General features: G+C 42.5%; 20 protein-coding genes and 1 tRNA gene. 14 read left to right on the forward strand and 7 right to left on the reverse strand.

All coding sequences use genetic code 11. From position 1 onward, the window contains the following. The first annotated feature begins 47 nt into the window (after nt 1-47). Nucleotides 48-587: a thioesterase family protein gene (locus N480_RS02190; RefSeq protein ID WP_063370891.1), complete on the forward strand. Its 540-nt coding sequence runs from the start codon at nt 48-50 to the stop codon at nt 585-587. A 65-nt stretch (nt 588-652) separates the two neighbouring features. Here the strand turns inward: N480_RS02190 and N480_RS02195 are convergent, their stop codons facing one another. Beyond that, the gene (locus N480_RS02195; protein WP_081231711.1) at nt 653-1,303 is read right to left on the reverse strand and encodes an OmpW/AlkL family protein; all 651 of its coding nucleotides are present in this window, start codon (nt 1,301-1,303) and stop codon (nt 653-655) included. Nucleotides 1,304-1,592: 289 nt separating this feature from the next. Between N480_RS02195 and dapE the strand changes: the two genes are divergently transcribed. After that, nucleotides 1,593-2,765 (forward strand): succinyl-diaminopimelate desuccinylase, encoded by a 1,173-nt coding sequence (gene dapE / locus N480_RS02200; protein WP_063370893.1) that lies wholly within the window; start codon nt 1,593-1,595, stop codon nt 2,763-2,765. Between the two features lie 41 nt (nt 2,766-2,806). Here dapE and N480_RS02205 read toward each other — a convergent pair whose 3' ends face one another. The 3 genes from N480_RS02205 to N480_RS02215 are packed head-to-tail and all read right to left on the reverse strand — an operon-like array spanning nt 2,807 to nt 5,558. Continuing rightward, nucleotides 2,807-3,358: a hypothetical protein gene (locus N480_RS02205; RefSeq protein WP_063370894.1), complete on the reverse strand. Its 552-nt coding sequence runs from the start codon at nt 3,356-3,358 to the stop codon at nt 2,807-2,809. Further along, on the reverse strand, nt 3,355-4,548 hold the full coding sequence (locus N480_RS02210; protein ID WP_063370895.1) for a peptidylprolyl isomerase: 1,194 nt from the start codon (nt 4,546-4,548) through the stop codon (nt 3,355-3,357). Before N480_RS02210 ends, N480_RS02205 begins: the two co-directional genes overlap by 4 nt. Then, entirely contained in the window at nt 4,548-5,558 is a 1,011-nt protein-coding gene (locus N480_RS02215) for a hypothetical protein (protein ID WP_063370896.1), read from the reverse strand. Before N480_RS02215 ends, N480_RS02210 begins: the two co-directional genes overlap by 1 nt. A gap of 185 nt (nt 5,559-5,743) precedes the next feature. On the opposite strand from N480_RS02215, the gene N480_RS02220 reads away from it, so the two are divergent. Further along, nucleotides 5,744-6,562, forward strand: a complete 819-nt coding sequence (locus N480_RS02220; RefSeq protein WP_063370897.1) for a MipA/OmpV family protein — start codon at nt 5,744-5,746, stop codon at nt 6,560-6,562. Then, nucleotides 6,552-6,944 carry a DUF3019 domain-containing protein gene (locus N480_RS02225; RefSeq protein WP_063370898.1) on the forward strand — a complete coding sequence of 131 codons (393 nt, stop codon included), beginning with the start codon at nt 6,552-6,554 and terminating at the stop codon, nt 6,942-6,944. The genes N480_RS02220 and N480_RS02225 overlap by 11 nt, the downstream gene beginning before the upstream one ends. Nucleotides 6,945-7,006: 62 nt before the next feature. Here the strand turns inward: N480_RS02225 and N480_RS02230 are convergent, their stop codons facing one another. The 3 genes from N480_RS02230 to N480_RS02240 form a co-directional block, all read right to left on the reverse strand. Continuing rightward, nucleotides 7,007-7,513 carry a hypothetical protein gene (locus N480_RS02230; protein WP_063370899.1) on the reverse strand — a complete coding sequence of 169 codons (507 nt, stop codon included), beginning with the start codon at nt 7,511-7,513 and terminating at the stop codon, nt 7,007-7,009. Between the two features lie 65 nt (nt 7,514-7,578). After that, nucleotides 7,579-8,052 carry a globin gene (locus N480_RS02235; RefSeq protein WP_063370900.1) on the reverse strand — a complete coding sequence of 158 codons (474 nt, stop codon included), beginning with the start codon at nt 8,050-8,052 and terminating at the stop codon, nt 7,579-7,581. A 245-nt stretch (nt 8,053-8,297) separates the two neighbouring features. After that, nucleotides 8,298-9,032 (reverse strand): delta-class carbonic anhydrase, encoded by a 735-nt coding sequence (locus N480_RS02240; RefSeq protein WP_155732740.1) that lies wholly within the window; start codon nt 9,030-9,032, stop codon nt 8,298-8,300. Nucleotides 9,033-9,286: 254 nt separating this feature from the next. On the opposite strand from N480_RS02240, the gene N480_RS02245 reads away from it, so the two are divergent. The 10 genes from N480_RS02245 (at nt 9,287) to N480_RS02290 (ending at nt 20,686) form a co-directional block, all read left to right on the forward strand. Beyond that, nucleotides 9,287-9,363, forward strand: a tRNA-Met gene (locus tag N480_RS02245). A gap of 259 nt (nt 9,364-9,622) precedes the next feature. Further along, nucleotides 9,623-10,078, forward strand: coding sequence for a ribosome maturation factor RimP (gene rimP, locus N480_RS02250; RefSeq protein WP_063370902.1), 456 nt, complete (start codon nt 9,623-9,625; stop codon nt 10,076-10,078). Nucleotides 10,079-10,117: 39 nt separating this feature from the next. Next, the gene (nusA, locus tag N480_RS02255; RefSeq protein WP_063370903.1) at nt 10,118-11,617 is read left to right on the forward strand and encodes a transcription termination factor NusA; all 1,500 of its coding nucleotides are present in this window, start codon (nt 10,118-10,120) and stop codon (nt 11,615-11,617) included. A 26-nt stretch (nt 11,618-11,643) separates the two neighbouring features. After that, on the forward strand, nt 11,644-14,325 hold the full coding sequence (gene infB / locus N480_RS02260) for a translation initiation factor IF-2 (protein ID WP_063370904.1): 2,682 nt from the start codon (nt 11,644-11,646) through the stop codon (nt 14,323-14,325). Between the two features lie 107 nt (nt 14,326-14,432). Beyond that, nucleotides 14,433-14,837 (forward strand): 30S ribosome-binding factor RbfA, encoded by a 405-nt coding sequence (gene rbfA, locus N480_RS02265; RefSeq protein ID WP_063370905.1) that lies wholly within the window; start codon nt 14,433-14,435, stop codon nt 14,835-14,837. Then, nucleotides 14,837-15,772 (forward strand): tRNA pseudouridine(55) synthase TruB, encoded by a 936-nt coding sequence (gene truB, locus N480_RS02270; protein WP_063370906.1) that lies wholly within the window; start codon nt 14,837-14,839, stop codon nt 15,770-15,772. Before rbfA ends, truB begins: the two co-directional genes overlap by 1 nt. A 103-nt stretch (nt 15,773-15,875) precedes the next feature. Next, complete coding sequence (gene rpsO, locus N480_RS02275; protein ID WP_063355435.1) at nt 15,876-16,145, forward strand: 30S ribosomal protein S15; 270 nt, start codon at nt 15,876-15,878, stop codon at nt 16,143-16,145. 243 nt (nt 16,146-16,388) lie between these two features. Continuing rightward, complete coding sequence (pnp, locus tag N480_RS02280) at nt 16,389-18,518, forward strand: polyribonucleotide nucleotidyltransferase (RefSeq protein ID WP_063370907.1); 2,130 nt, start codon at nt 16,389-16,391, stop codon at nt 18,516-18,518. A 107-nt stretch (nt 18,519-18,625) separates the two neighbouring features. Next, entirely contained in the window at nt 18,626-19,507 is an 882-nt protein-coding gene (nlpI, locus tag N480_RS02285) for a lipoprotein NlpI (RefSeq protein WP_081231712.1), read from the forward strand. A 3-nt stretch (nt 19,508-19,510) separates the two neighbouring features. Beyond that, nucleotides 19,511-20,686: a hypothetical protein gene (locus N480_RS02290; protein WP_063370909.1), complete on the forward strand. Its 1,176-nt coding sequence runs from the start codon at nt 19,511-19,513 to the stop codon at nt 20,684-20,686. The last annotated feature ends 172 nt before the right edge of the window (nt 20,687-20,858 follow it).

The raw sequence follows: 20,858 nt of genomic DNA on the forward strand, positions 1-20,858 counted from the left end.
GCTATGATACACTGGCTCAACAATTTACTGGTTAGACCATTTGAAACATGAATTTATATTTTCGACTATTGCTATTGTTTTGGAAAATTAAAAAAAACAAAACCTATGAGGGAATGCTAGACTCGACGACAATTGACTTTAGGGCATTGCCAAGTGATTGTGACATAAATCTTCATCTGACTAACTCCCGTTATTTAGCCATGATGGATATTGCTCGAACTTGGATGACAGAGCGAATCGGCTTGCTTGGTAAAATTCTGAAAAAGAAGTGGTTTCCAATAGTAAATGCAACGGCCATCACCTATGTACGTGACATCAAGCCATTGCAAAAATTTTCTGTCACGACACAAGTTGTTGGTTGGGATCACAAGTACTTTTACATTGAACAGAAGTTTCACTCTCCAAGTGGGCTGCACGCGATTGCCTACGTGCGAGGAGTTTTTAAAAGTAGAAAAGGGGTAGTTGCAGTAGACGACCTACTGGCACTGGCCGAGTTTGAAGGTGAAGTGCCCACTTTGCCTGATGAAGTCGTACATTGGAAAGAAATGCTAGAACAAAAGAAAGTGAATAACAAAAAGGCCACATAAGTGGCCAAGGGGATTGAGGTTGCGATCCCTGCTATATTTGCTGCCCTTATGGGCAGCTACCGTACTTAGAACTTGTACTTTGCACCAACCATTGCAACAAATGGGTCTATTTCTACATCTGAAGTCAATGCTTGAACGCCATTTGCGTAGACTGTTGCATCGGTATCTATGTCCATTTTAGATACCATGACATGCAAACCCCATTTGTCATTAATTTCGTAGTTAAAGCCCATTTGCAGTGCTAATCCAAATGAGTTGTCTAAATCTACTTTCACGTCATCGGTTTTTAAAGTTTGTTTTAATGCTGCACTTGCTTCTTCATCAAAGAATACAGTGTAGTTTAAACCTGCACCGATAAAAGGACGGAACTTAGCACTTGCGTCGAAAAAGTGGTACTGAGCGAGTAGTGTTGGTGGTAAATGCTTAATTTCAGCTATGTCGTTACCAGCCAGTCCACCTTGCCCTTCAACGGTATGAGAAAAAGGAGTGGCAGCGACAAGTTCGAACACAATGTTGTCATTGTATTGGTAGTCAAAAGTAATACCAAGCTGTGTATCTGAGTCGGCCGACAGTCCGAGTGCTCTATTCTCATTAATAGCAGATGCGCTATCGATTGGGTTTACGTGAATTGCACCAACGTTAACGCTAAATTGAGCTTGTGCAAGGGGTGCAGTTACTAGCAGGGTTGAAAGTAATGCAGCTGTTAATTTGTTCATTTTCATCTCCTGAACCTATGCAAGGTAAATCTTTCTGATGTGTCCATACTAAGGGGAAGAAGAAATTGAAAAACTGTTCTAGATCAACTTTAATTTGTCAGATTTCAGCAATATCTGAAAGTTTGATTTGGATTAAGTTTTCGCATTTTTGCAAGTAATGTTGAAGTGCGTATCTATTTTAAAGCACTACATAAACTCAATTTGCGTAATAAAATTGCCATCAACTGGACATATACCCGACATTATTAAGTCGTTTAATGGACTAAAACTGGTTGAATGGCAAATCGAGATGTCTCACCCACTGCAATCTTCTACAGGATCTTATTCATCGACTGTCGATGTATTAAGGCATTTGATACAAGCGCGTTCGGTCACGCCAAATGATGCCGGTACCTTAAATTTTCTTGAATCTCAACTTAAAAAGCAGGGCTTTTCGGTAGAGCAATTCGAGCGTAATGGCGTAAAAAATCTCATTGCAAGACACCATTTTGGTGACGGTCCAACGCTTGCTTATTCAGGTCATGTTGATGTGGTACCGGCGCAGTCAGACGGTTGGCTTGTGGATCCATTTTCAGGTCAGGTTATTGATGGGATCATGTATGGTCGCGGTGCCGCCGACATGAAAGGTTCAATAGCTGCAATGTTGAATGCGACTCGACACCTTTGTGCGGCAGCAAAGCCGTGTACAGGCACTTTTTACTGGCTCATTACATCCGATGAAGAAGGCGAAGCAGAATACGGTTCCTTAGAAATTGCGCAATATTTACAAAGTAAAGGTGTCGTCTTAGATGCTTGCTTAGTTGGTGAGCCAACGTCAAACAAAGCCGTGGGTGACACCATCAAAAATGGTCGCAGGGGGGCCATTTCAGGACGTATAACAATCAATGGTAAAGCTGGGCATGTTGCATACCCAGAAAAAGCCATAAATGCGGCGCATATTGCGGGGGAGTTAGTCACAAAACTTACTTCACTGAACTGGATGAAAGATGTTCCCGGATCTAAAACTACGCTTCAAGTAACAGGCATTACAGTGCCCAATATTGTTGATAATCTGGTACCTGCGAGCTGTGAAGTGACATTTAATATTCGTTATAGTCATGCATATAAAAGTCAGGAAGTGTGCGAAATAGTTGAGACTCTGACTCAGCAAGCAAAATTTGCTGCCCAGTTACAATGGGAGCGGCCCTGTGAATCTTTTTATACAGGTAAAAAAGATGACAGCTGTTTTTTGTCTCTTGTTGAACATGCAATATCTAAGCAGTTAGGTCACTTTCCTGCTTTAAGCACTGCTGGTGGCACTTCAGATGGGCGCTTCTTTGCAAGTGATGATACGCAGGTCGTCGAGTGTGGTGTGAAGAACGAATCTATTCATCAAGTAAATGAACATGTCTCAATTGCAGATTTGGACATGATAGAATCAATCTACTTACGTATTTTACAAGATTTTTTTGTGACTAAATAATAGAGGCAGGTGTGCGAGTTCAAGGCACACCTAATTCAAGGTCACCTGTGTATTATTAGTTCTTTTTCTAACTGCGCTTTCATCTCTTTTAGCGCTGTAATTTTTTCCCTTGCCTCGGTTAGTTGTGACTGTGGGAAACCAGCGCTGATCCCTTTTTGTAGTATTTGGGTTAGCCGCTCAACTTTTTTATCAACAGCAGCAATATAGTCTTTTTTCAACGTTTGCTCTTGCTCAAGTAAAAAATCGTTATAACGCTCATGATCATTTAGGTCGCCGCGATATTTTGGCACAGAATCTGCCATAGCAGTGCGTGCTATGGGTGGAATATAGATACTCTCCTGTGAAGTGAATTTGGTGGGAGGCTGCGATGTAGCGGTAGGCTTGGCATCGAATAAAGAAGGACGCTTTAGTTGCAGGGATATTTCGCTTGTAGTAGCAGGCGGCGGCTGTTGAGTGCTTTTAGGTTTTGTAGCATATGAAATTTGTACAGGTTCGCTTTCAAATGGTTTGATGGTGGCATTAGCCAACCACCAAATCAAAGTGGCAATACAGCTAAGCAATATTAAGCAAAATACGATTTTCACTTTATTCATAGCTGGATACCGTTAGCTTTTTGCCAATCGGCAAATAACTTTTCATAAGCACTGATTGCTTTATCTTTAGTTAAAGACAACGAAGCTCTATAGCGTACAGTTTCACTATCAGGAGAATGAAACTTAAAAGTCGGTTGGTTAGTATAAACAATGGCCCACAATCCATTGGGCATTCGAATTGGCTTTGAGACTTGACCAAGCTGACTACTAAAAGCGAATTGGGCAAGCCAGGTGAGCGTATGATGCCTTGTTATTTTGATGGGTTTATGTGTCTTGTCTGGCATGGCAAATTGATTAGTTAGACGATGCCGCTTCATTACTGAAGAAATTGATGTACGCTTTATTTCAGCAAACACGTTGTTCGCAAGCTTCTGACTTTCAAAAATGATGGCTGTAGCAAACAGGTTATCAAGGTACTTAAATTCTCGTTTGTTTTTTTTGTAAAACTGATTAACTTCTTCAGCAGAGAGTGACGCTTTAAGTGCTTCAACATAATCGCTGCGCTCTCCGTGCATTTCATCTTTTATTCCTAAATAGGTTTGCATGGGCGGTCGCAGCAGTTCTCCAAGCGCTAATAGCCTCAGTCTTTCTAGCTTTAGGTTATGTTTGGCAAGCGTTTTACTTGCGCGAATTTTGAGAGTGTGAAACCGGACATACTCGTTAACGACAGTTTGCAAGTGTGCGATATCACCGCTATGCAGTGCAAAGCGTCCCTGCATTGACTGATCATCGATAACGTCTTTGAGGGTTAGTCGCGGTGACTTCACCAACTCGACGTCATGCCAACTCTGCATTTGCTTCTTGGTGTATCTACCAGAGTCTGGATAGCTACCTAAGATAGAAATTAGCTGATCTGAGGTCCAGTCTAAGGCAGGTGCCTTATTCGGTCGCTCTGCGAGTTTGGGGGTCTGATGTATCAACATGGCCTGCAAATAGCGCCTCACATGGTAAGCATTGCTAAACCCGACATCAGAATGCCTTGCCACTAAAGGTAAAGCACGTATATCCGCTTGCGCAATTAGAAACTGATTTTCTAATAGCCTTTTATGGAGTGCCTGCTTTGAAATATCTCTCTCCTGCGCTTGATAAAGAGAATACATCAAGTCCAACTCAGAGTTTGTAATGTGCGTTAAAGCCGCGAAACAAGGCAGGCTAATAAAGCCAGCCAAGAGGTAAATAAAACTGCGCATTAGCGAGCAACCATAGCGTGATTAAGTAAATGCACTACCATCGCAATGGCATTTGGAATAACCAACTTAGCGGTATTTAATCTATCGTGATGGTCTTTTGAATTAAGCACGATCCCACCTTGGGCATATGAAAAGGCACCACCTTGAGTTAGCAAAGGTCGGATATCTGATTCTCTGGCATTGATAGGAGAAAAGTTTTGCATTGCTTGAGCTACTAAGCGCATATCATTCAGGTTTTCTCTATCATAATAATCTTTTACCCACGATTCCCAATCAGCATGGTTTAGGTCTGAGGTTGTCCAAGTATGATGAGGTTGCAGTAAATCTGTGGTATGAAATACAAACCCTAGCACTTGTGGATTGCCTGTTTGCAGGTAGCTTTGATACCAGTACTGGCCTAAGTTATCAATTGGTTGGAATGGCATTTCTTCAAAGTCATCATACATGTTGTAGTTTGAGTGACTATCAATGCGATAGTTTTTTTCTGTAATGCCGTAGGTATTATATTCACTGTCATCAGCATTAAACCAACCAGTCTCCCCACCTGGTCCGTCATCTAGGTAATCGCCCTTAAGCCAAGTCGCAGCCATATTGTCAATTGTGCCCCAGACAGTTAGTTTGTCGTAGTTGTAGCCGCCAAAGTCATTGCCATGTTGGTCTGCGCCCTGAGTATGATTTTGGAAGTGCCAGTAGCTGGTGTATTTAACGATACTTTTTGCTACGCCCCAGACCGGAGCTTGTACGCAATCACCTGTGATTGCACCGCAAAAAAAAGTGTCTTCGAAGTCATCAACATCGAAGGCTGCTTGACCCATTAACTCACCTAACTGTACCACAGTCATTCCCTTTGACTGTGCAAAATTTTGTAACTTATTAAACTCTGTTGTATTTGGGTTTTGTGCCATATAATTAACAGCGTCAATAACGATGCGTTTATGTGTTTCTTGACTAAATGCATGCGCATTCCCAGTGCTTACCATAAGCGCAGAAAGAAAAAGGAGTTTTTTCATTGTATCCTCGATTTGAATGTTTACTCGATTGTGAGAAGACGCATTTAAAAATTTATTTGTGACAGAATGATTTAAAAAATGTTAATTGTTGAATTGAAAAATGTTTTCTTGTTGGATGAGAAGTGCTCAGGTATGATCTGGGACTTAATATAGGCACAAGAGCTGCGTAAAAAAGATAATAAACAATGAAAATAATAGTATATGTAATCTTTGCTGCGTGTTTAGTCATCACGGGGAGGGTTCAAGCTGAGCCTTGGTATGATGAAGAAGAGTTTGAGTGGCAATTGAGCTTGGGGGCGTTCTATGTAAATACGAAATTGCCCAAGCTGATAGGTGCTAAGCACGAGTTTTCTTCTCTTGCCCCTTTAATAGATGCAAAACTTCAGTATAAAAATTTTTACCTCAATACACACTCAGGAGATTTTTTTGGTGGTTCCGATTTGGGCTATCAATTGATTCAACGAGAAGGTTGGGGGTTGGATGTCATTTTTGGTAACTATCAGATCCCGTTTTCGGAAAATGGTTACTATTCCAATGATGACAAAGTAAAAGAATTAGAAGGCATTAAAAAGCGTAAGGTTGATCAGTCTATTGGTTTTGCGTATTACCAAAACATTGGTGAGTATTTAGCTGTTGTTGAGCTTGTTTACGATGTTTTTGGAGAATCCAACGGTTGGGTTTTTCATATGGAAGCGACGCGCAACTTTGAATTAAGAAACTGGGACCTGTGGCTTAATTTTGGCGCGAATTATTATTCTCAAAACTTTAATGACTACTTTTATGGTGTTGACCCGTCAGAAGTGAATGACTATTTGTATGGCTTCACAGCAGGTGACGGCGCAACTGCATTTGTGCAAACTCAATTAAATTATCCAATTGCACAAGATTGGGTATACAGCGCAGGCGTGTCTGTGTTGGTCGGATCCGGTGGAGTTAAAAGTAGCCCACTGGTTGAGTCTAACTATGCACGTGTCATCTTTACTGGAGTGAAATATGTATTTTAGACTCACTCAGGTAATTTTAATGTTCTTTGTGTTGATATCATTTGGTTTATCAGCAAAAGAACAGCGTAAAGGAATACTCAACGCGACACCCAGTAAATGTGTTGCTCTTAACCAAGGACGTACCTGTTATGCTGATGTGATTTTTGAAATTTCTGCACCACAAGCAGGTGATTATTGCCTTAGAGAGAGTGAGTCGAAGCGAATTATCCAGTGTTGGGCAAATACGGCAAACTTTGAGTATACATTGAATTTTGGTTCTGCCGAAAGTGTTAGCTACGAGCTTATTTCAAAAGCTCAGAGTGACACTCTGGCGGTAACTACGATAGAAGTAAACTGGGTGCACAAAGTACGTGCTAAAAAGCGTCGCTGGAGACTGTTTTAACCCATGATTATTGACACGAATGCTCAGCGCCAATTGGGTGGCTGAGCATTTTGACATGGTAACTAGTTACACTGTTCAATTAAGCCACGTAAATGTGTACCGATGTCTTCTGTTTTTGTTTGCCCTTGTTCCAGTAAAGTGCCAAATTGGCTTTGTAATTCAGCAAGGTCGTAAGTTTCGAGTAGTGTTTTCAAATAAGTAACGGTCTCAGCTCCCGCTTTTAGTAACTCAGGTATAGTTTCTAGACTAATCTCTTGGTCACCTAAACTCGCAATGGAGTTGGCTAAATCGGCAACACTGGCACTGTCTTGTAGCGCGCCTTCGACCTCAACCAGAGCACCCATAGGGTCACCATCTAGTTTTCCTACAACACAGCCAGCTAATGACCCTGCTTGAGCGCTTTGACTCATCGCTTCTAAGCCTTGCTCACGAATTTGTTCGATGACTGCCTGTAGTTCTTGGTTTTCAGACAGATATTGTGCTTCAATTTGGGCTTTGGAGTCTTCAAATACATCACATCCAGTCGCGAATATTGCGCTAAGACCCATTAAAATAGCGATACGTTTCATAAACTCACCTAAAATAACCTAATTTAGGGCCAGTCTAATGCTTCCTTTTTGGAATGTCACCTTGATTAGGAATGGTGTAGCTGCCTTTTCAACCTAAACTGCTCAAGGTAAACGACATTAGTCATACCAAATAGCTCGGACTTTAACACGTTAGCGATAATGTGTAAGGCACGTTTCCACGCATTTCGTACGGCTAACGTAAACTGTTTACCTAAATGCACTTTGAGTGTATCCATAAAGCAGTTGCACAGTATTTTTATATCACATACAGAGGGTCTAAGCGCTTTGATTGATGCTATGTTTTCAATAATATACCGACATAACTCCTGTTGGTTTGCAATGCGCAGTAGGCTTTGTTGGATAAAAGCCCTCAATTGATATTCAATAGCTAGAATTTGATGTTCGGCAGAGGGAATATGCATTGACATTGGGTGCATGTTCAAGCGGTGGTTGAAACTTACACAGAAGCAGTGGAAATTAGGTTTTATGGTAGCAAAAGTTTGGCTAAGTAATTGATACTGATAAGGTGAAATACTCATAATCGCTCCAATACGATTAGAGCTGATCCGTGCTCAAGTTTAAATCAAATTTGTTTCGCCATAATCCGAATAGGTACAACTAACAAAACGTAAAAAACTTGGGAAATTGTTCTTGTAGGGGCTGTATGCTTCAATTTTAAAATAGGCCCTAACTTTGAGTATAGGCAGGAACTTTTTGCTATTGCAAACAAAACAACAAAGAAATGTAGAAGTGTATTGAGTACACTTCTACATAAAGCGGTAAATTAGTTTATTGGAGACAGCAGCTTAGGATCTGTCACAAGTTGTCTTACTCCGTGCGCATGATCTTCTTCAAATGCATTGTCTTCACACCACTTGGCCAAACTGTTGATATCAACCTTTGCGCAAGCTGGGCGAACACTCCATGTCACCTGTAATGGCGAGCACTGTTTGTCGTTGTAACTTGGGCCTGTTGTGGAGCCTAAGAATTCAACTGGTTTACCGGTATTGTCAGGTATATGTTTCGGTTGGTGGTAGCCATTGGTGATGTTGCCATCGTACGATAGGTCATTAAAGTCCAGTGCATCTTCGTCATTGACGACAAGAAACACTTGGGTTTCTACGCGCAAATCTGGATTAGCGCATTGCGCATTTAGGCATGAGCCAAGTCCTTTACCTGGTTTTACATCACAAGAGCTATGCACCCAATGAACTTCAATAGTGTCACCCGGCTTCACGTTTTTACACACTTTCCCCTTCGGTGCGCGCAGCTCTGCAGGAGTTAAATCTGCAGTTGCGTTGCATTGATAGCCACCATATTTCCCATCACCAGCAAATACCGAAAAGTCTTTGGCTTTATGCTCGGCATTTTTATGGAAGTGGATATTGCAAAGGTTCATTTGCTCAGAGGGTGGTGCGATGCTGAAAACACGTTTGTTTTCGCCGTGCAAGTTATCAATGTCTCGCGGTGTTTGCGGGCCAGCACTCGCACACGAGTTAGCGGCAACAGTGCCACTCATTAAGAGTGATGATAACGCTGCCAAGGTAAGCTGGGCGGTTTTGTTCTTCATATAAACTTCTCCTGATTGTAATAAAAGTGAAGTATATATGGATCTGCAATAGGTACAAAGACTCAATGTTAATGATTGTTAAAGCCTTTTTGTCTAATAGATGAAGTTGTTGTCGGTTTTGAATTTATCTAGTTTGTGGTTGCGTATTAATGGAACAATCTCTATAATACTCGCCAATTGAGCAGTGTAGCACTGCATATGGACGCGGGATGGAGCAGCCTGGTAGCTCGTCGGGCTCATAACCCGAAGGTCGTCGGTTCAAATCCGGCTCCCGCAACCAATGTAAGAAATCGCTGAATTTCTTAAGGTCGCGCATTCTTCGTAATGCGCGTTTTGCGTTTAAGCGCAAGCTTAATTTAGGCTGATACAGTCCGCAACCAAGCTCGGCCTTTGGCCACACAGTTTGTTTTTGGTGTGACGCCCCGCTTGGTTCGGGGCGTTGTTGTGTCTGGTGCTAGATAATAGCAATTTGGGCCCAAGAGCGAACAGCTGAATTTATGGGGCTATGAGCCCTTTTTTTGTTTGTATGGAGGTAATTTGTGTCAAAACTCGAGCAAGATTTAACTGCGATGCTAGAGCCGGCTGTTGAAGCCTGTGGCTATGAGCTACGTGGTCTAGAGTTTGTACAAGCTGGACGTCATTCTACACTTAGAGTTTATATTGAACACGAAAATGGCATTAATGTTGATGATTGCGCGGAAGTCAGCCGTCAGGTGAGTGCTATTTTGGATGTAGAAGATCCCATTACAAATGAATATAACTTAGAAGTGTCTTCACCAGGTGTTGATAGACCATTATTCAAACAAGCTCATTATGAGGAAGCGCAAGGTGAAGAAGTACGTTTACGTACGAAGCTTCCACAAGATGGTCGCCGTAATTTCAAAGGTGATCTAGTAGCAGTTAATGGCGATATGATTACGCTAACGGTCGATGGGCAAGAGCATCTTATTATGCTTGGCAATATCGAACGAGCTAATATCATCGCCAAATTTTAAGATTGAGTGCGAAGGACCAGGGCAAGCGAGGCAAAACCTATGGCAAAAGAGATCTTGTTGGTTGCAGAAGCTGTATCCAATGAAAAAGCAGTCCCAAGAGAGAAAATTTTTGAAGCGTTAGAGTTCGCACTGGCGACTGCAACAAAGAAAAAGCATGATGGTGAAATCGAAGTTCGTGTTTCTATCGATAGAAAAACGGGTGAATACGATACTTTCCGTCGTTGGCAGGTTGCTGAACCTTTAGAAGATGGTTCACTTGAAAACCCATATTCTGAAATCACAATTGAGGCAGCGCAGGTAGAAGAACCTGATTTGCAGCTTGGTGATTATGTTGAAGAACAAATTGAATCTATTCAGTTTGACCGTATTACAACGCAAATGGCGAAGCAAGTTATCGTGCAAAAAGTACGTGAAGCTGAGCGTGCGCTTGTTGTTGATGCGTACAAAGATCAAAAAGGTGAACTGGTTACCGGTGTAGTAAAGAAAGCATCACGTGACACAGTAGTCATCGACCTTGGTAACAATGCTGAAGCTGTAATCTATCGCGAAGATATGTTACCACGCGAGAGTTTCAGACCTGGCGACCGTGTTCGTGGTTTACTATACGAAGTTAAACCAGAGGCTCGTGGTGCGCAGTTATTTGTGACACGTTCGAAGCCTGAGATGCTAATGGAGCTATTCAGAATCGAAGTACCAGAGATTGGTGAAGAGATGATTGAGCTTAGAGGTGCAGCTCGTGATCCAGGTTCTCGTGCAAAAATTGCGGTTAAATCTAATGATAAACGCATCGACCCAGTAGGTGCGTGTGTTGGTATGCGTGGTGCACGTGTACAAGCCGTTTCTACGGAACTAGGCGGAGAGCGCGTTGATATAGTATTATATGACGACAACCCTGCACAGTTCGTTATCAATGCAATGGCACCTGCAGAGGTTGCATCAATTGTGATGGATGAAGATTCTCGCACAATGGAAATTGCAGTAGAAGCAGACAATTTAGCGCAGGCTATCGGTCGTAATGGTCAAAATGTTCGTCTAGCAAGCCAATTGACTGGCTGGGAGCTTAACGTCATGACGGTTGAAGACATGGAGCGTAAAAACGCTGAAGAGTCTGACAAGCTAATTAGTTTGTTTACCGATAACTTAGATATAGATGACGACTTTGCTCAGTTCCTGATCAATGAAGGTTTCTCTACGCTTGAAGAAGTTGCTTATGTACCAGTTGCTGAATTCCTAGAGATTCAAGGTCTGGACGAAGAGACTGTTGAAGAGCTACGTAAGCGTGCCAAAGATGCATTGACAACTAAAGCGTTACGTGACGAAGAGTCTTTAGAAGGTGCTGAGCCTGCACAAGACTTACTAGACCTAGAAGGTCTTGACCGTCATTTAGCGTTTGTGATGGCGAGCAAAGGCGTAATCACCCTAGAAGATTTAGCGGAACAAGGTATCGACGAATTAGTTGAGATCACTGAATTATCTGAACAGCAAGCGGGCGACTTTATTATGGCTGCGCGTAACATTTGCTGGTTTAGTGAAGAGTAGTTTATTAACGGGAGGTAACGCATAATATGGCAGACGTGAGCATAGAGAAACTAGCCGAGAACATTGGTACAACTGTTGATAAATTACTACAGCAGTTAACAGATGCAGGGATCTCCAAAGCCAAAGGCGATCAGGTCAGTGAATCTGAAAAAGCCCAATTGCTTGACTTTTTGAGCAAGCAACACGGTGGTACAGGTTCTGAGGGTCCTGAACGTATGACTCTTCAGCGTAAAAGCAAGAGTACCCTAAGTGTTACTGGTTCGACTGGTAAAGCTAAATCGGTTCAGGTAGAAGTACGTAAAAAGCGCACTTACGTTAAAAAGAGCGCAATCGAGCAGCAAAAAGAGCAAGAACGCTTAGCTGCAGAGGAAGCTGCGCGCAAAGAAGCAGAATTGATAGCTCAACAAGAAGCTGAGCAAAAAGCGAAAGAAGAAGCTGAACGCAATGCCCAACAGGAAGCAGAGCGAAAAGCCAAAGAGGAAGCTGAGCGCAAAGCTAAAGAAGAAGCCAAACGTAAAGCAGAAGCAGAACGTCAAGCGAAAGAACAGCAGAGTAAAGAAGTGGATAGCGCCCAACAAGAGCAAGAGAAAATCGAAGCAGAACGTCTTCGTACAGAAGCAGAAGCAGCAGCCTTAAAGAAAGCTGAGGAAGAAGCAAACCGTCAAGCTGAAGAAGCTCGCCGTCTAGCAGAAGAAAATGAAGCACGTTGGAAAGCAGAAGAAGAAGAGCGTAAACGTCGCGAAGCTTCAGCTGACCACCATATGACAACTTCTACATTTGCACGTGAAGCTGAAGACGAGTCTGATGCACGTGAAGAAAAGAGTGCACGTCGCAAGAAGAAGAAAAAGCCACAGGCTAAAGAGACCAACACTCAGCAGTCACGTGGTAAAAAAGGCAAGCTAAAAGCACCAACGTCACTTCAGCATGGTTTCCAAAAGCCAGCTGCAGAAGTTAAGCAGGAAGTGCGTATCAGTGAAACAATTACAGTATCAGAGCTTGCATCACGCATGGCTGTGAAAGGTGCTGAAGTTGTTAAAACTCTGATGAAGCTTGGCGAAATGGTAACTATCAACCAAGTTATTGACCAAGAAACTGCACAGTATGTAGCAGAAGAAATGGGTCACAAGGTTATCATCGTTAAAGAAAACGAGCTTGAAGAAAAAGTACTTAGTGATCGTGGCGATACTGATGAAAGTGTAGGCCCTCGTGCACCGGTTGTTACCGTAATGGGTCACGTTGACCACGGTAAAACGTCAACACTAGACTACATTCGTAAAGCAAAAGTTGCTGACGGTGAAGCTGGTGGTATTACACAGCACATTGGTGCATACCACGTAGAAACTGACGGTAACATGATCACTTTCCTTGATACTCCAGGACACGCGGCGTTCACGTCGATGCGTGCTCGTGGTGCGAAAGCGACAGATATCGTAGTACTTGTTGTTGCAGCAGATGATGGTGTGATGCCTCAGACTAAAGAAGCTGTACAACACGCAAAAGCTGCTGAAGTACCACTTATTATCGCAGTTAACAAAATGGATAAAGAGGGTATCGACCCTGATCGCGTTAAGAACGAACTTGCTCAATTGGATGTTATTCCAGAAGAGTGGGGCGGTGATACGCAGTTTGTTCATATCTCTGCGAAAACAGGCCTAGGTATCGATGACCTACTTGAAGCAATCTTGATGCAAGCTGAGCTATTAGAGCTGACTGCACCAGAAAAAGGTATGGCTCAAGGTGTTGTTATTGAATCGCGTCTAGATAAAGGTCGTGGTCCAGTTGCTACCGTACTTGTACAAGCTGGTACACTAGAACAAGGTAACATTGTTCTTTGTGGTCTAGAGTACGGTCGTGTGCGTGCAATGAGAGACGAAAACGGTAAAGAAATCACTGAAGCTGGCCCGTCTATTCCGGTCGAGATCTTAGGTCTTTCTGGCGTACCTGCTGCTGGTGATGAAGCAACAGTTGTTAAAGACGAGCGTAAAGCACGTGAAGTAGCATTGTACCGTCAAGGTAAATTCCGTGAAGTGAAGCTTGCGCGTCAGCAGAAAGCGAAACTTGAGAACATGTTCACAAACATGACTGAAGGTGATATTTCTGAGGTTAATGTTGTTCTTAAAGCGGACGTACAAGGCTCAATTGAAGCGATTTCTGATTCACTGACTAAACTATCTACCGATGAAGTTAAAGTTAAGATCGTAGGTAGCGGTGTTGGTGGTATCACAGAAACAGATGCAACACTAGCTGCTGCTTCAAATGCAATCATTGTTGGTTTTAACGTGCGTGCAGATGCGTCAGCGCGTAAAGTGATTGAAGCTGAAAACTTAGATCTTCGTTACTACAGCGTAATCTATGACTTGATTGAAGAAGTTAAACAAGCAATGGCCGGTATGCTTGCACCTGAATTCAAGCAAGAGATTATTGGTCTTGCTGAAGTTCGTGACGTGTTCAAGTCGCCTAAGATTGGTGCTGTTGCTGGTTGTATGGTTACTGAAGGCATCGTTAAACGTAGCGCACCTATCCGTGTACTTCGCGAAAACGTTGTTATCTACGAAGGTGAACTTGAGTCACTTCGTCGCTTTAAAGATGACGTTCAAGAAGTTCGTAACGGTATGGAATGTGGTATCGGTGTTAAGAACTACAATGACGTTAAAGTTGGCGATCAGATAGAGGTATTTGAAACTGTTGAAGTACAGCGTTCACTGTAATTCTAACTGGGTTTAAACCTTGAAATGGGGGCGGTTGCCCCCATTTGTGTTTGTGTTTTTTAGATTTTTATAACATAGAAATCAATAGCTTATTAAAAGTGGTGACAATGAGAGAATTTTCTCGTACCGATAGAGTTGCACAGCAAATACAAAAAGAAATTGCTGTGATTTTACAGCGTGAGATAAAAGACCCGAGATTGGGCATGGTGACAGTATCGGCTGTTGAAGTGTCGCGTGACTTATCTTATGCGAAAGTTTTTGTTACTGTCCTAAACAGTAAAAGTGAAGATGATACGAAGCAGAATCTAGCTATATTGAATGATGCGACGGGCTATATACGCTCTTTGCTTGGCAAGCGAATTCGTGCTCGTATTATGCCTGAGTTGAGATTTGTACTAGACAACTCTCTAATGGAAGGTATGCGCATTTCAAACTTAGTTGATGAAGTAATCCGTACTGATAAAGAAAAGCGTGGTGATGACGTAAATTCGGTAGAGGATGGTGACGAGTAATGGCGCGTCGTAGTAAAGGCCGTCCAGTGGATGGCATTGTGCTATTACATAAGCCTCAAGGTATTTCCTCTAATAAAGCGTTGCAGCAAGCCAAGGGTATTTACTTTGCTCAAAAAGCTGGCCATACAGGCGCGCTAGATCCTCTGGCAACGGGTATGTTGCCTATCTGCTTTGGTGAGGCGACCAAGTTTACTCAATTCTTGCTAGATACCGATAAAACTTATGTTGTTCGAGCTCAACTAGGAGAGAGAACAACAACTTCTGATTCTGATGGTGAGATTGTAGAAACCCGCCCTGTAGAGATTACCCAACCTCAGCTAGAGCGAGCCGTTGATGCTTTCCACGGCGAATCGGATCAGTATCCATCTATGTACTCAGCACTAAAATACCAAGGTCAACCTTTGTATAAGTATGCTCGCGAAGGCATTGAAGTGCCTCGTAAATGCAGAAAAATCAATGTGTATAGTATTTCGCTCGATGAATATGATGTTGAGTCACAACAAATTCAGATGACGGTCCATGTGTCAAAAGGTACCTATATAAGGACGATTGTTGATGACTTGGGTGAAAAGCTTGGCTGCGGTGCGCATGTGATTATGCTTCACCGTAGTGAAGTGGGCCACTACCCATCAGATAAGATGGTAACCATCGAGCAATTAGAGGCAAAATTACAGCAAGCTAAAGAGGAAGGTTTAGAGCCGTCAGTTTATATTGATGAGCTACTGCTACCGATGGACACCGCTTTAGTTGATTTACCAACGATTACCTTGACTCAAGAGCAGGGCATTGCATTTAGCCATGGCCAAACGGTTGTGGTCGGCGAAGTACCTGAGGGTGTAATCAAAGTGATGGCTGAAGATACCTTTATTGGCATCGGTGAGCGTAACAAGCACGGGCACCTAAAAGCCAAACGAGCATTATCGAGTGCACAATAGTTTTGTCAGCGGCGTTAAATACTGATACAATGCCGCCGCTTTGTCGCTTTGGCTGAATTAGTGATCGGCTGAAGCATTAAATTTATGTAATTTGGAGTTTATTATGTCACTAAGCAACAAAGAAAAAGCAGAAATCGTAGCTAAATTTGCACGTGTAGAAGGCGACACTGGTTCACCTGAAGTACAAGTTGCACTACTTACTGCAGATATCAACAAACTACAAGGCCACTTTGCTGACCACAAGCACGATTTCCACTCTCGTCGCGGTCTACTACGTAAAGTTAGCCAACGCCGTAAACTTCTTGACTACCTTAAAGGTAAGAACGTTGAGCGTTACGCTGCGTTGATCAAAGAGCTTGGCCTACGTCGCTAAGAATTTGATGAATTGTTGGATTTTTATCCGACAATAAAAAAGGGGCGAATTCGCCCCTTTTTTTGTGCGTGTACTAGCAGTATACTTACCCTCGTTCTAGCATTGTGCTAGGCAAACGCCGATACTTCTGCCAATTGTAGTGCTTAAGTAGATCTATATGAGTACCAAGGTTTTTTGGTTGTTCTACTTAAGACTGTAATTGGTTGTTGTTGGCGTTTTAATATATTTATTAAGGAATATTTTGTGCAAGCAATAATTAAAGAGTTCCAACTTGGTCAACATACAGTGACTCTGGAAACAGGTGCAATCGCGCGTCAGGCTGACGGTGCGGTTTTAGCAAGCATCGGTGATACATCAGTACTAGTGACTGTTGTTGGTAAGCGTGAAGCAGCGCCTGGTCAGGACTTCTTCCCTCTTACAGTTAACTATCAAGAAAAAATGTACGCAGCGGGTCGTATCCCAGGCGGTTTCCTGAAGCGTGAGGGTCGTCCTTCTGATTCAGAAACACTGACAGCGCGTCTAATTGACCGTCCAATTCGTCCACTATTCCCAGACGGTTTCGTGAACGAAGTTCAAGTTATCGCAACAGTTGTGTCTTCAGATCCTGAAATTCAGCCTGATATGGTTGCGTTGATCGGTACTTCTGCAGCACTAGCAATTTCTGGTGTTCCATTCAATGGTCCAATCGGTGCAGCGCGTGTTGGTTACATCAATGGTCAATACGTACTTAACCCGACTGTAACGGAATTAGCTGAAAGTAAGCTAGACCTAGTTGTTGCTGGTACTGAAAATGCAGTACTAATGGTTGAATCAGAAGCTGAAATCCTAACTGAAGAAGAAATGTTAGGCGCGGTTGTATATGGTCATGACCAGTCTCAAGCAATCATCAAAGCGATTGAAGAATTCAAAGCAGAAGCTGGCAAGCCTAATTGGGAGTGGACTGCTCCTGAGAAGAATGTTGCTCTAGCTGACAAAGTCGCTGCAATTGCAGAGCAGAAAGTAGGTGATGCATACCGTATTACTGACAAAGTAGCGCGTAAAGACTCTCTTTCTGAAGCTAAAGCTGAAGTTTTAGAGAAGCTAACAGCAGAGCTTGCTGAAGGCGAAGACTTAGATGAGCAAGAAGTTGGTAAACTTTTCAGCTCTTTAGAGAAGAAAATTGTTCGTGGTCGTATCATCTCAGGTGAAAAGCGTATCGATGGCCGTGAACCAGACATGGTTCGTGCACTCGATGTGATGACGGGTGTACTACCACGTACTCATGGTTCAGCAATCTTCACTCGTGGTGAAACTCAGGCACTAGTAACTGCAACTTTAGGTACTGAGCGTGACGCACAGATGATGGATGACCTAGTGGGTACTCACAAGCATCACTTCATGCTTCACTACAACTTCCCTCCGTTCTGCGTAGGTGAAACTGGTTTCATCGGTTCTCCAAAGCGTCGTGAAATCGGCCACGGTAACCTAGCTAAGCGCGGTGTTCAAGCTGTAATGCCAAGCTTAGAAGAATTCCCATATTCAGTACGTGTTGTATCTGAAATTACAGAATCAAACGGTTCGTCTTCAATGGCATCTGTATGTGGTACTTCATTGGCACTAATGGATGCAGGTGTACCTGTTAAAGCATCTGTTGCTGGTATCGCGATGGGCCTAGTTAAAGAAGGCGAAGACTTCGTTGTTCTTTCAGACATTCTTGGTGACGAAGACCACCTAGGTGACATGGACTTTAAAGTTGCAGGTAGTAGCGCTGGTGTAACTGCACTTCAAATGGATATCAAGATTGAAGGTATCACTAAAGAAATCATGCAGATCGCACTACGCCAGGCTAAAGCTGCACGTATGCACATTCTTAGTGTAATGGATCAGGCAATTGCTGCGCCTTCGCAAGAGCTATCTGAGTTCGCGCCACGCATTTACACAATGAACATTCCGCCTAAGAAGATTGCAGACGTAATCGGTAAAGGTGGTGCAACAATCCGTCAGTTAACTGAAGAAACTGACACAACTATCGAAATCGAAGATGACGGTACAGTTAAGATTGCTGCAACGAACGGTAATAGTGCAAAAGAAGCGATTTCGCGCATCGAAGCACTTACAGCAGAGCTAGAAGTTGGCACAATCTACAACGGTAAAGTTGCTCGTATCGTAGACTTTGGTGCATTTGTTAATGTATTACCAGGTAAAGATGGCCTAGTTCACATTTCGCAAATCAGCAAAGAGCGTGTTAACAACGTTTCTGATCACTTAAAAGTTGGTCAAGAAGTAAAAGTTAAAGTACTTGAGGTTGACCGCCAGGGTCGTGTTCGCCTGAGCATCAAAGAAGCGCTAGAGCCTTCTGAGCCAGCTGCTGAGCAAGCACCTAAAGGTGAGTAATAATTTGTAAAGAAACAATATGTTTCGTTAAAAGGGGCTGAATGGCCCCTTTTTTTATGCTTTAATGGCCCTAGACACGTACTTTCTAGCCCAATGAGGGACATATCTTGAGATTTTTATTAATACCTTTGCTAGGACTAAGCTTGATGGGCTGTCAGAGTACACAGCAACAGGTTACCCAATCGGTACTGCCAATTCCTTTCACAGAGCCATTGCAGGCAAATCCTCGTACACAAATTGAGATTGCACGATACAGTGAGCTACTAAATAGCCCAGAACTAACACGTTCACAACGAGCGGAGCTATACCATATCCGCGGCAAGCTGTACGACAGCCTAGGCCAATCACAATTAGCTCAAATAGATTTTAATCGTGCATTGAAATTGCAGCCAGACATGGCAGAAGTTTATAATTTTTTAGGTATACATCATACTTTGAGACAAGAATACGGGGAGGCGTACGAACGTTTTGACTCGGTTCTCGAACTGGACGACAGTTATGATTATGCATATTTGAATCGTGGTATTGCGTTATATTACGGAAGCCGACCAGAGCTTGCTGTAGATGACTTTAAGCGCTTTCTTGCAAATGCCCCAGACGATGCGTATCGGGTTATGTGGCTGTACATAGGAGAGCATGCAGTTGACCCTGAAGCGGCAAAAGTATCTTTACAGAAAAATAGCACGGCATTGAGCGATGAGGTTTGGTCTACACAATTGGTTAAGCTGTATTTAAACGAGATTAGTGAAGCGAAATTTTTAGCACAAGTTTCAACGGGTGTTAAATCACAAAAAGAGTATGCAGAACGCTTATGCGAAGCCTATTTTTACATTGCCAAGCGTTATAAAGCACAAGGAAATAACTTAAAGGCCGCAGAATTTTTCAGATTAACGTTGGCCACAAATGTTTTTGAGTTTGTTGAACATAAGTATGCGCGCTTAGAACTAAGATTAATCAGGGAAGAGCAATTGGCAAAAGCTACTAGTTAAGACATGCTACGCCAGTCGGTTTTATGCTTCATTTTTATTTTCATGGCTGCACCCGGTAGCAGCCATTATAATCATCTTCTTAATGAGTCAAGTGATGTTCAGGTAGACAAAATTAGTCAGCACTTCAATCAGTCATCACCTCTTTATCATCATCTTGCAAAATCATCTCATCTGCTATCTGACAAACAAGTGCAATTACTGCGCAAACAGGGCTACCCGCATTTTACCTTTGAGTGGGCGATTCGTTTAACTGAGCAGCAAAAATATCAACAGGCGGGATTACTTATTGAACGGTATTGGGATCGAGTAAACCACTCTATGCGAGTCAGGCTGCTTGAATTACTTAAGCAGCAAAATCGTTACCACTCTATTGTGAGAATATTTGAAAACTCTCCAGCAATTGAGCCCTATAATACGTTGAGTCTCCTAGCCCTAGGTGAAAGTGCTGAACAGCTCGAAGCAAAGATACTATCTCAACTTGGTATTACGACGTTAAGTACATTTGATTTAGGTAACTCACGCTGTACTCATCAAATTTTGCTATTGAGTAATACTTTAGAGAGTACTTTAAAACTTGGGAAACTGAAGCAAGCATACGAACAAAGTGAATTGGCTAAGCAACTCCCATATTGCCTGAGCGAACCAATATATGTTGGGGAGCCCTTACAATGTAGGGGAGGAGCTGGGCAGTTTATTCGATGTAGCTTAATAAAAGTGGCTGGCAGTACAGCACTTGCGCAAGCTCGTCATTTAGTGATTATGTCTGAGCAGTCAGGGCTTGCAAATGTAAGACATGGCGTAATGGCAATGAATCACAATCATGGGCTCGAATTATTCATACATGAACTGATGCATTTTACTCATTTTGAAGATGAATACCCTGTACCGATTAATAAAGCAAATTGGCTCTGCGCATCTGCTGGACTAAAAGCGCCTAACTTATACGTTGGTAAGCACCCACCAAAAAACTGGCATGCTAGTAAAACCTGCCTTTATGGTAAGCTGCCTTCATACAAGCCGAGCCAAGTTCTGTCGAAGATGGAATATCATGCAATTGACTTGTCAAACCAGTATTTAGGTTTATGGTTAAAGGCATTAGAGCAGAGTTTGTTGGAGCCAAGTGACTATCAAATTTATCGCCACAAACTTGTCAACAGAGATTCTGCTTTGGTTAAATGAGCGCTCAATTTATGAATGGAGTCTGAATTGTTTGTTAAATTTGTTTAGAATTTCAACAGCCAGTATGTGAAACCCTAGACAAGTCAAACACTAATAAAGTATAACTGGTAGACGTTATGTGTGATAAAAATGCACGTAAAAAATAAACAGAACACGATCGCCATAACTTAAT

It is taken from the genome of Pseudoalteromonas luteoviolacea S2607 (assembly GCF_001625575.1).
GTDB lineage: Bacteria > Pseudomonadota > Gammaproteobacteria > Enterobacterales > Alteromonadaceae > Pseudoalteromonas > Pseudoalteromonas luteoviolacea_E.

Excerpts from the sequence above, each read along its gene's own strand:
- N480_RS02190 (WP_063370891.1), top strand. The coding sequence starts at position 48 with ATGAATTTATATTTTCGACTATTGCTATTGTTTTGGAAAATTAAAAAA.
- N480_RS02195 (WP_081231711.1), bottom strand. The coding sequence starts at position 1,303 with ATGAACAAATTAACAGCTGCATTACTTTCAACCCTGCTAGTAACTGCA.
- dapE (WP_063370893.1), top strand. The coding sequence starts at position 1,593 with ATGTCTCACCCACTGCAATCTTCTACAGGATCTTATTCATCGACTGTC.
- N480_RS02205 (WP_063370894.1), bottom strand. The coding sequence starts at position 3,358 with ATGAATAAAGTGAAAATCGTATTTTGCTTAATATTGCTTAGCTGTATT.
- N480_RS02210 (WP_063370895.1), bottom strand. The coding sequence starts at position 4,548 with ATGCGCAGTTTTATTTACCTCTTGGCTGGCTTTATTAGCCTGCCTTGT.
- N480_RS02215 (WP_063370896.1), bottom strand. The coding sequence starts at position 5,558 with ATGAAAAAACTCCTTTTTCTTTCTGCGCTTATGGTAAGCACTGGGAAT.
- N480_RS02220 (WP_063370897.1), top strand. The coding sequence starts at position 5,744 with ATGAAAATAATAGTATATGTAATCTTTGCTGCGTGTTTAGTCATCACG.
- N480_RS02225 (WP_063370898.1), top strand. The coding sequence starts at position 6,552 with ATGTATTTTAGACTCACTCAGGTAATTTTAATGTTCTTTGTGTTGATA.
- N480_RS02230 (WP_063370899.1), bottom strand. The coding sequence starts at position 7,513 with ATGAAACGTATCGCTATTTTAATGGGTCTTAGCGCAATATTCGCGACT.
- N480_RS02235 (WP_063370900.1), bottom strand. The coding sequence starts at position 8,052 with ATGAGTATTTCACCTTATCAGTATCAATTACTTAGCCAAACTTTTGCT.
- N480_RS02240 (WP_155732740.1), bottom strand. The coding sequence starts at position 9,032 with ATGAGTGGCACTGTTGCCGCTAACTCGTGTGCGAGTGCTGGCCCGCAA.
- nusA (WP_063370903.1), top strand. The coding sequence starts at position 10,118 with ATGGCAAAAGAGATCTTGTTGGTTGCAGAAGCTGTATCCAATGAAAAA.
- infB (WP_063370904.1), top strand. The coding sequence starts at position 11,644 with ATGGCAGACGTGAGCATAGAGAAACTAGCCGAGAACATTGGTACAACT.
- rbfA (WP_063370905.1), top strand. The coding sequence starts at position 14,433 with ATGAGAGAATTTTCTCGTACCGATAGAGTTGCACAGCAAATACAAAAA.
- truB (WP_063370906.1), top strand. The coding sequence starts at position 14,837 with ATGGCGCGTCGTAGTAAAGGCCGTCCAGTGGATGGCATTGTGCTATTA.
- rpsO (WP_063355435.1), top strand. The coding sequence starts at position 15,876 with ATGTCACTAAGCAACAAAGAAAAAGCAGAAATCGTAGCTAAATTTGCA.
- N480_RS02290 (WP_063370909.1), top strand. The coding sequence starts at position 19,511 with ATGCTACGCCAGTCGGTTTTATGCTTCATTTTTATTTTCATGGCTGCA.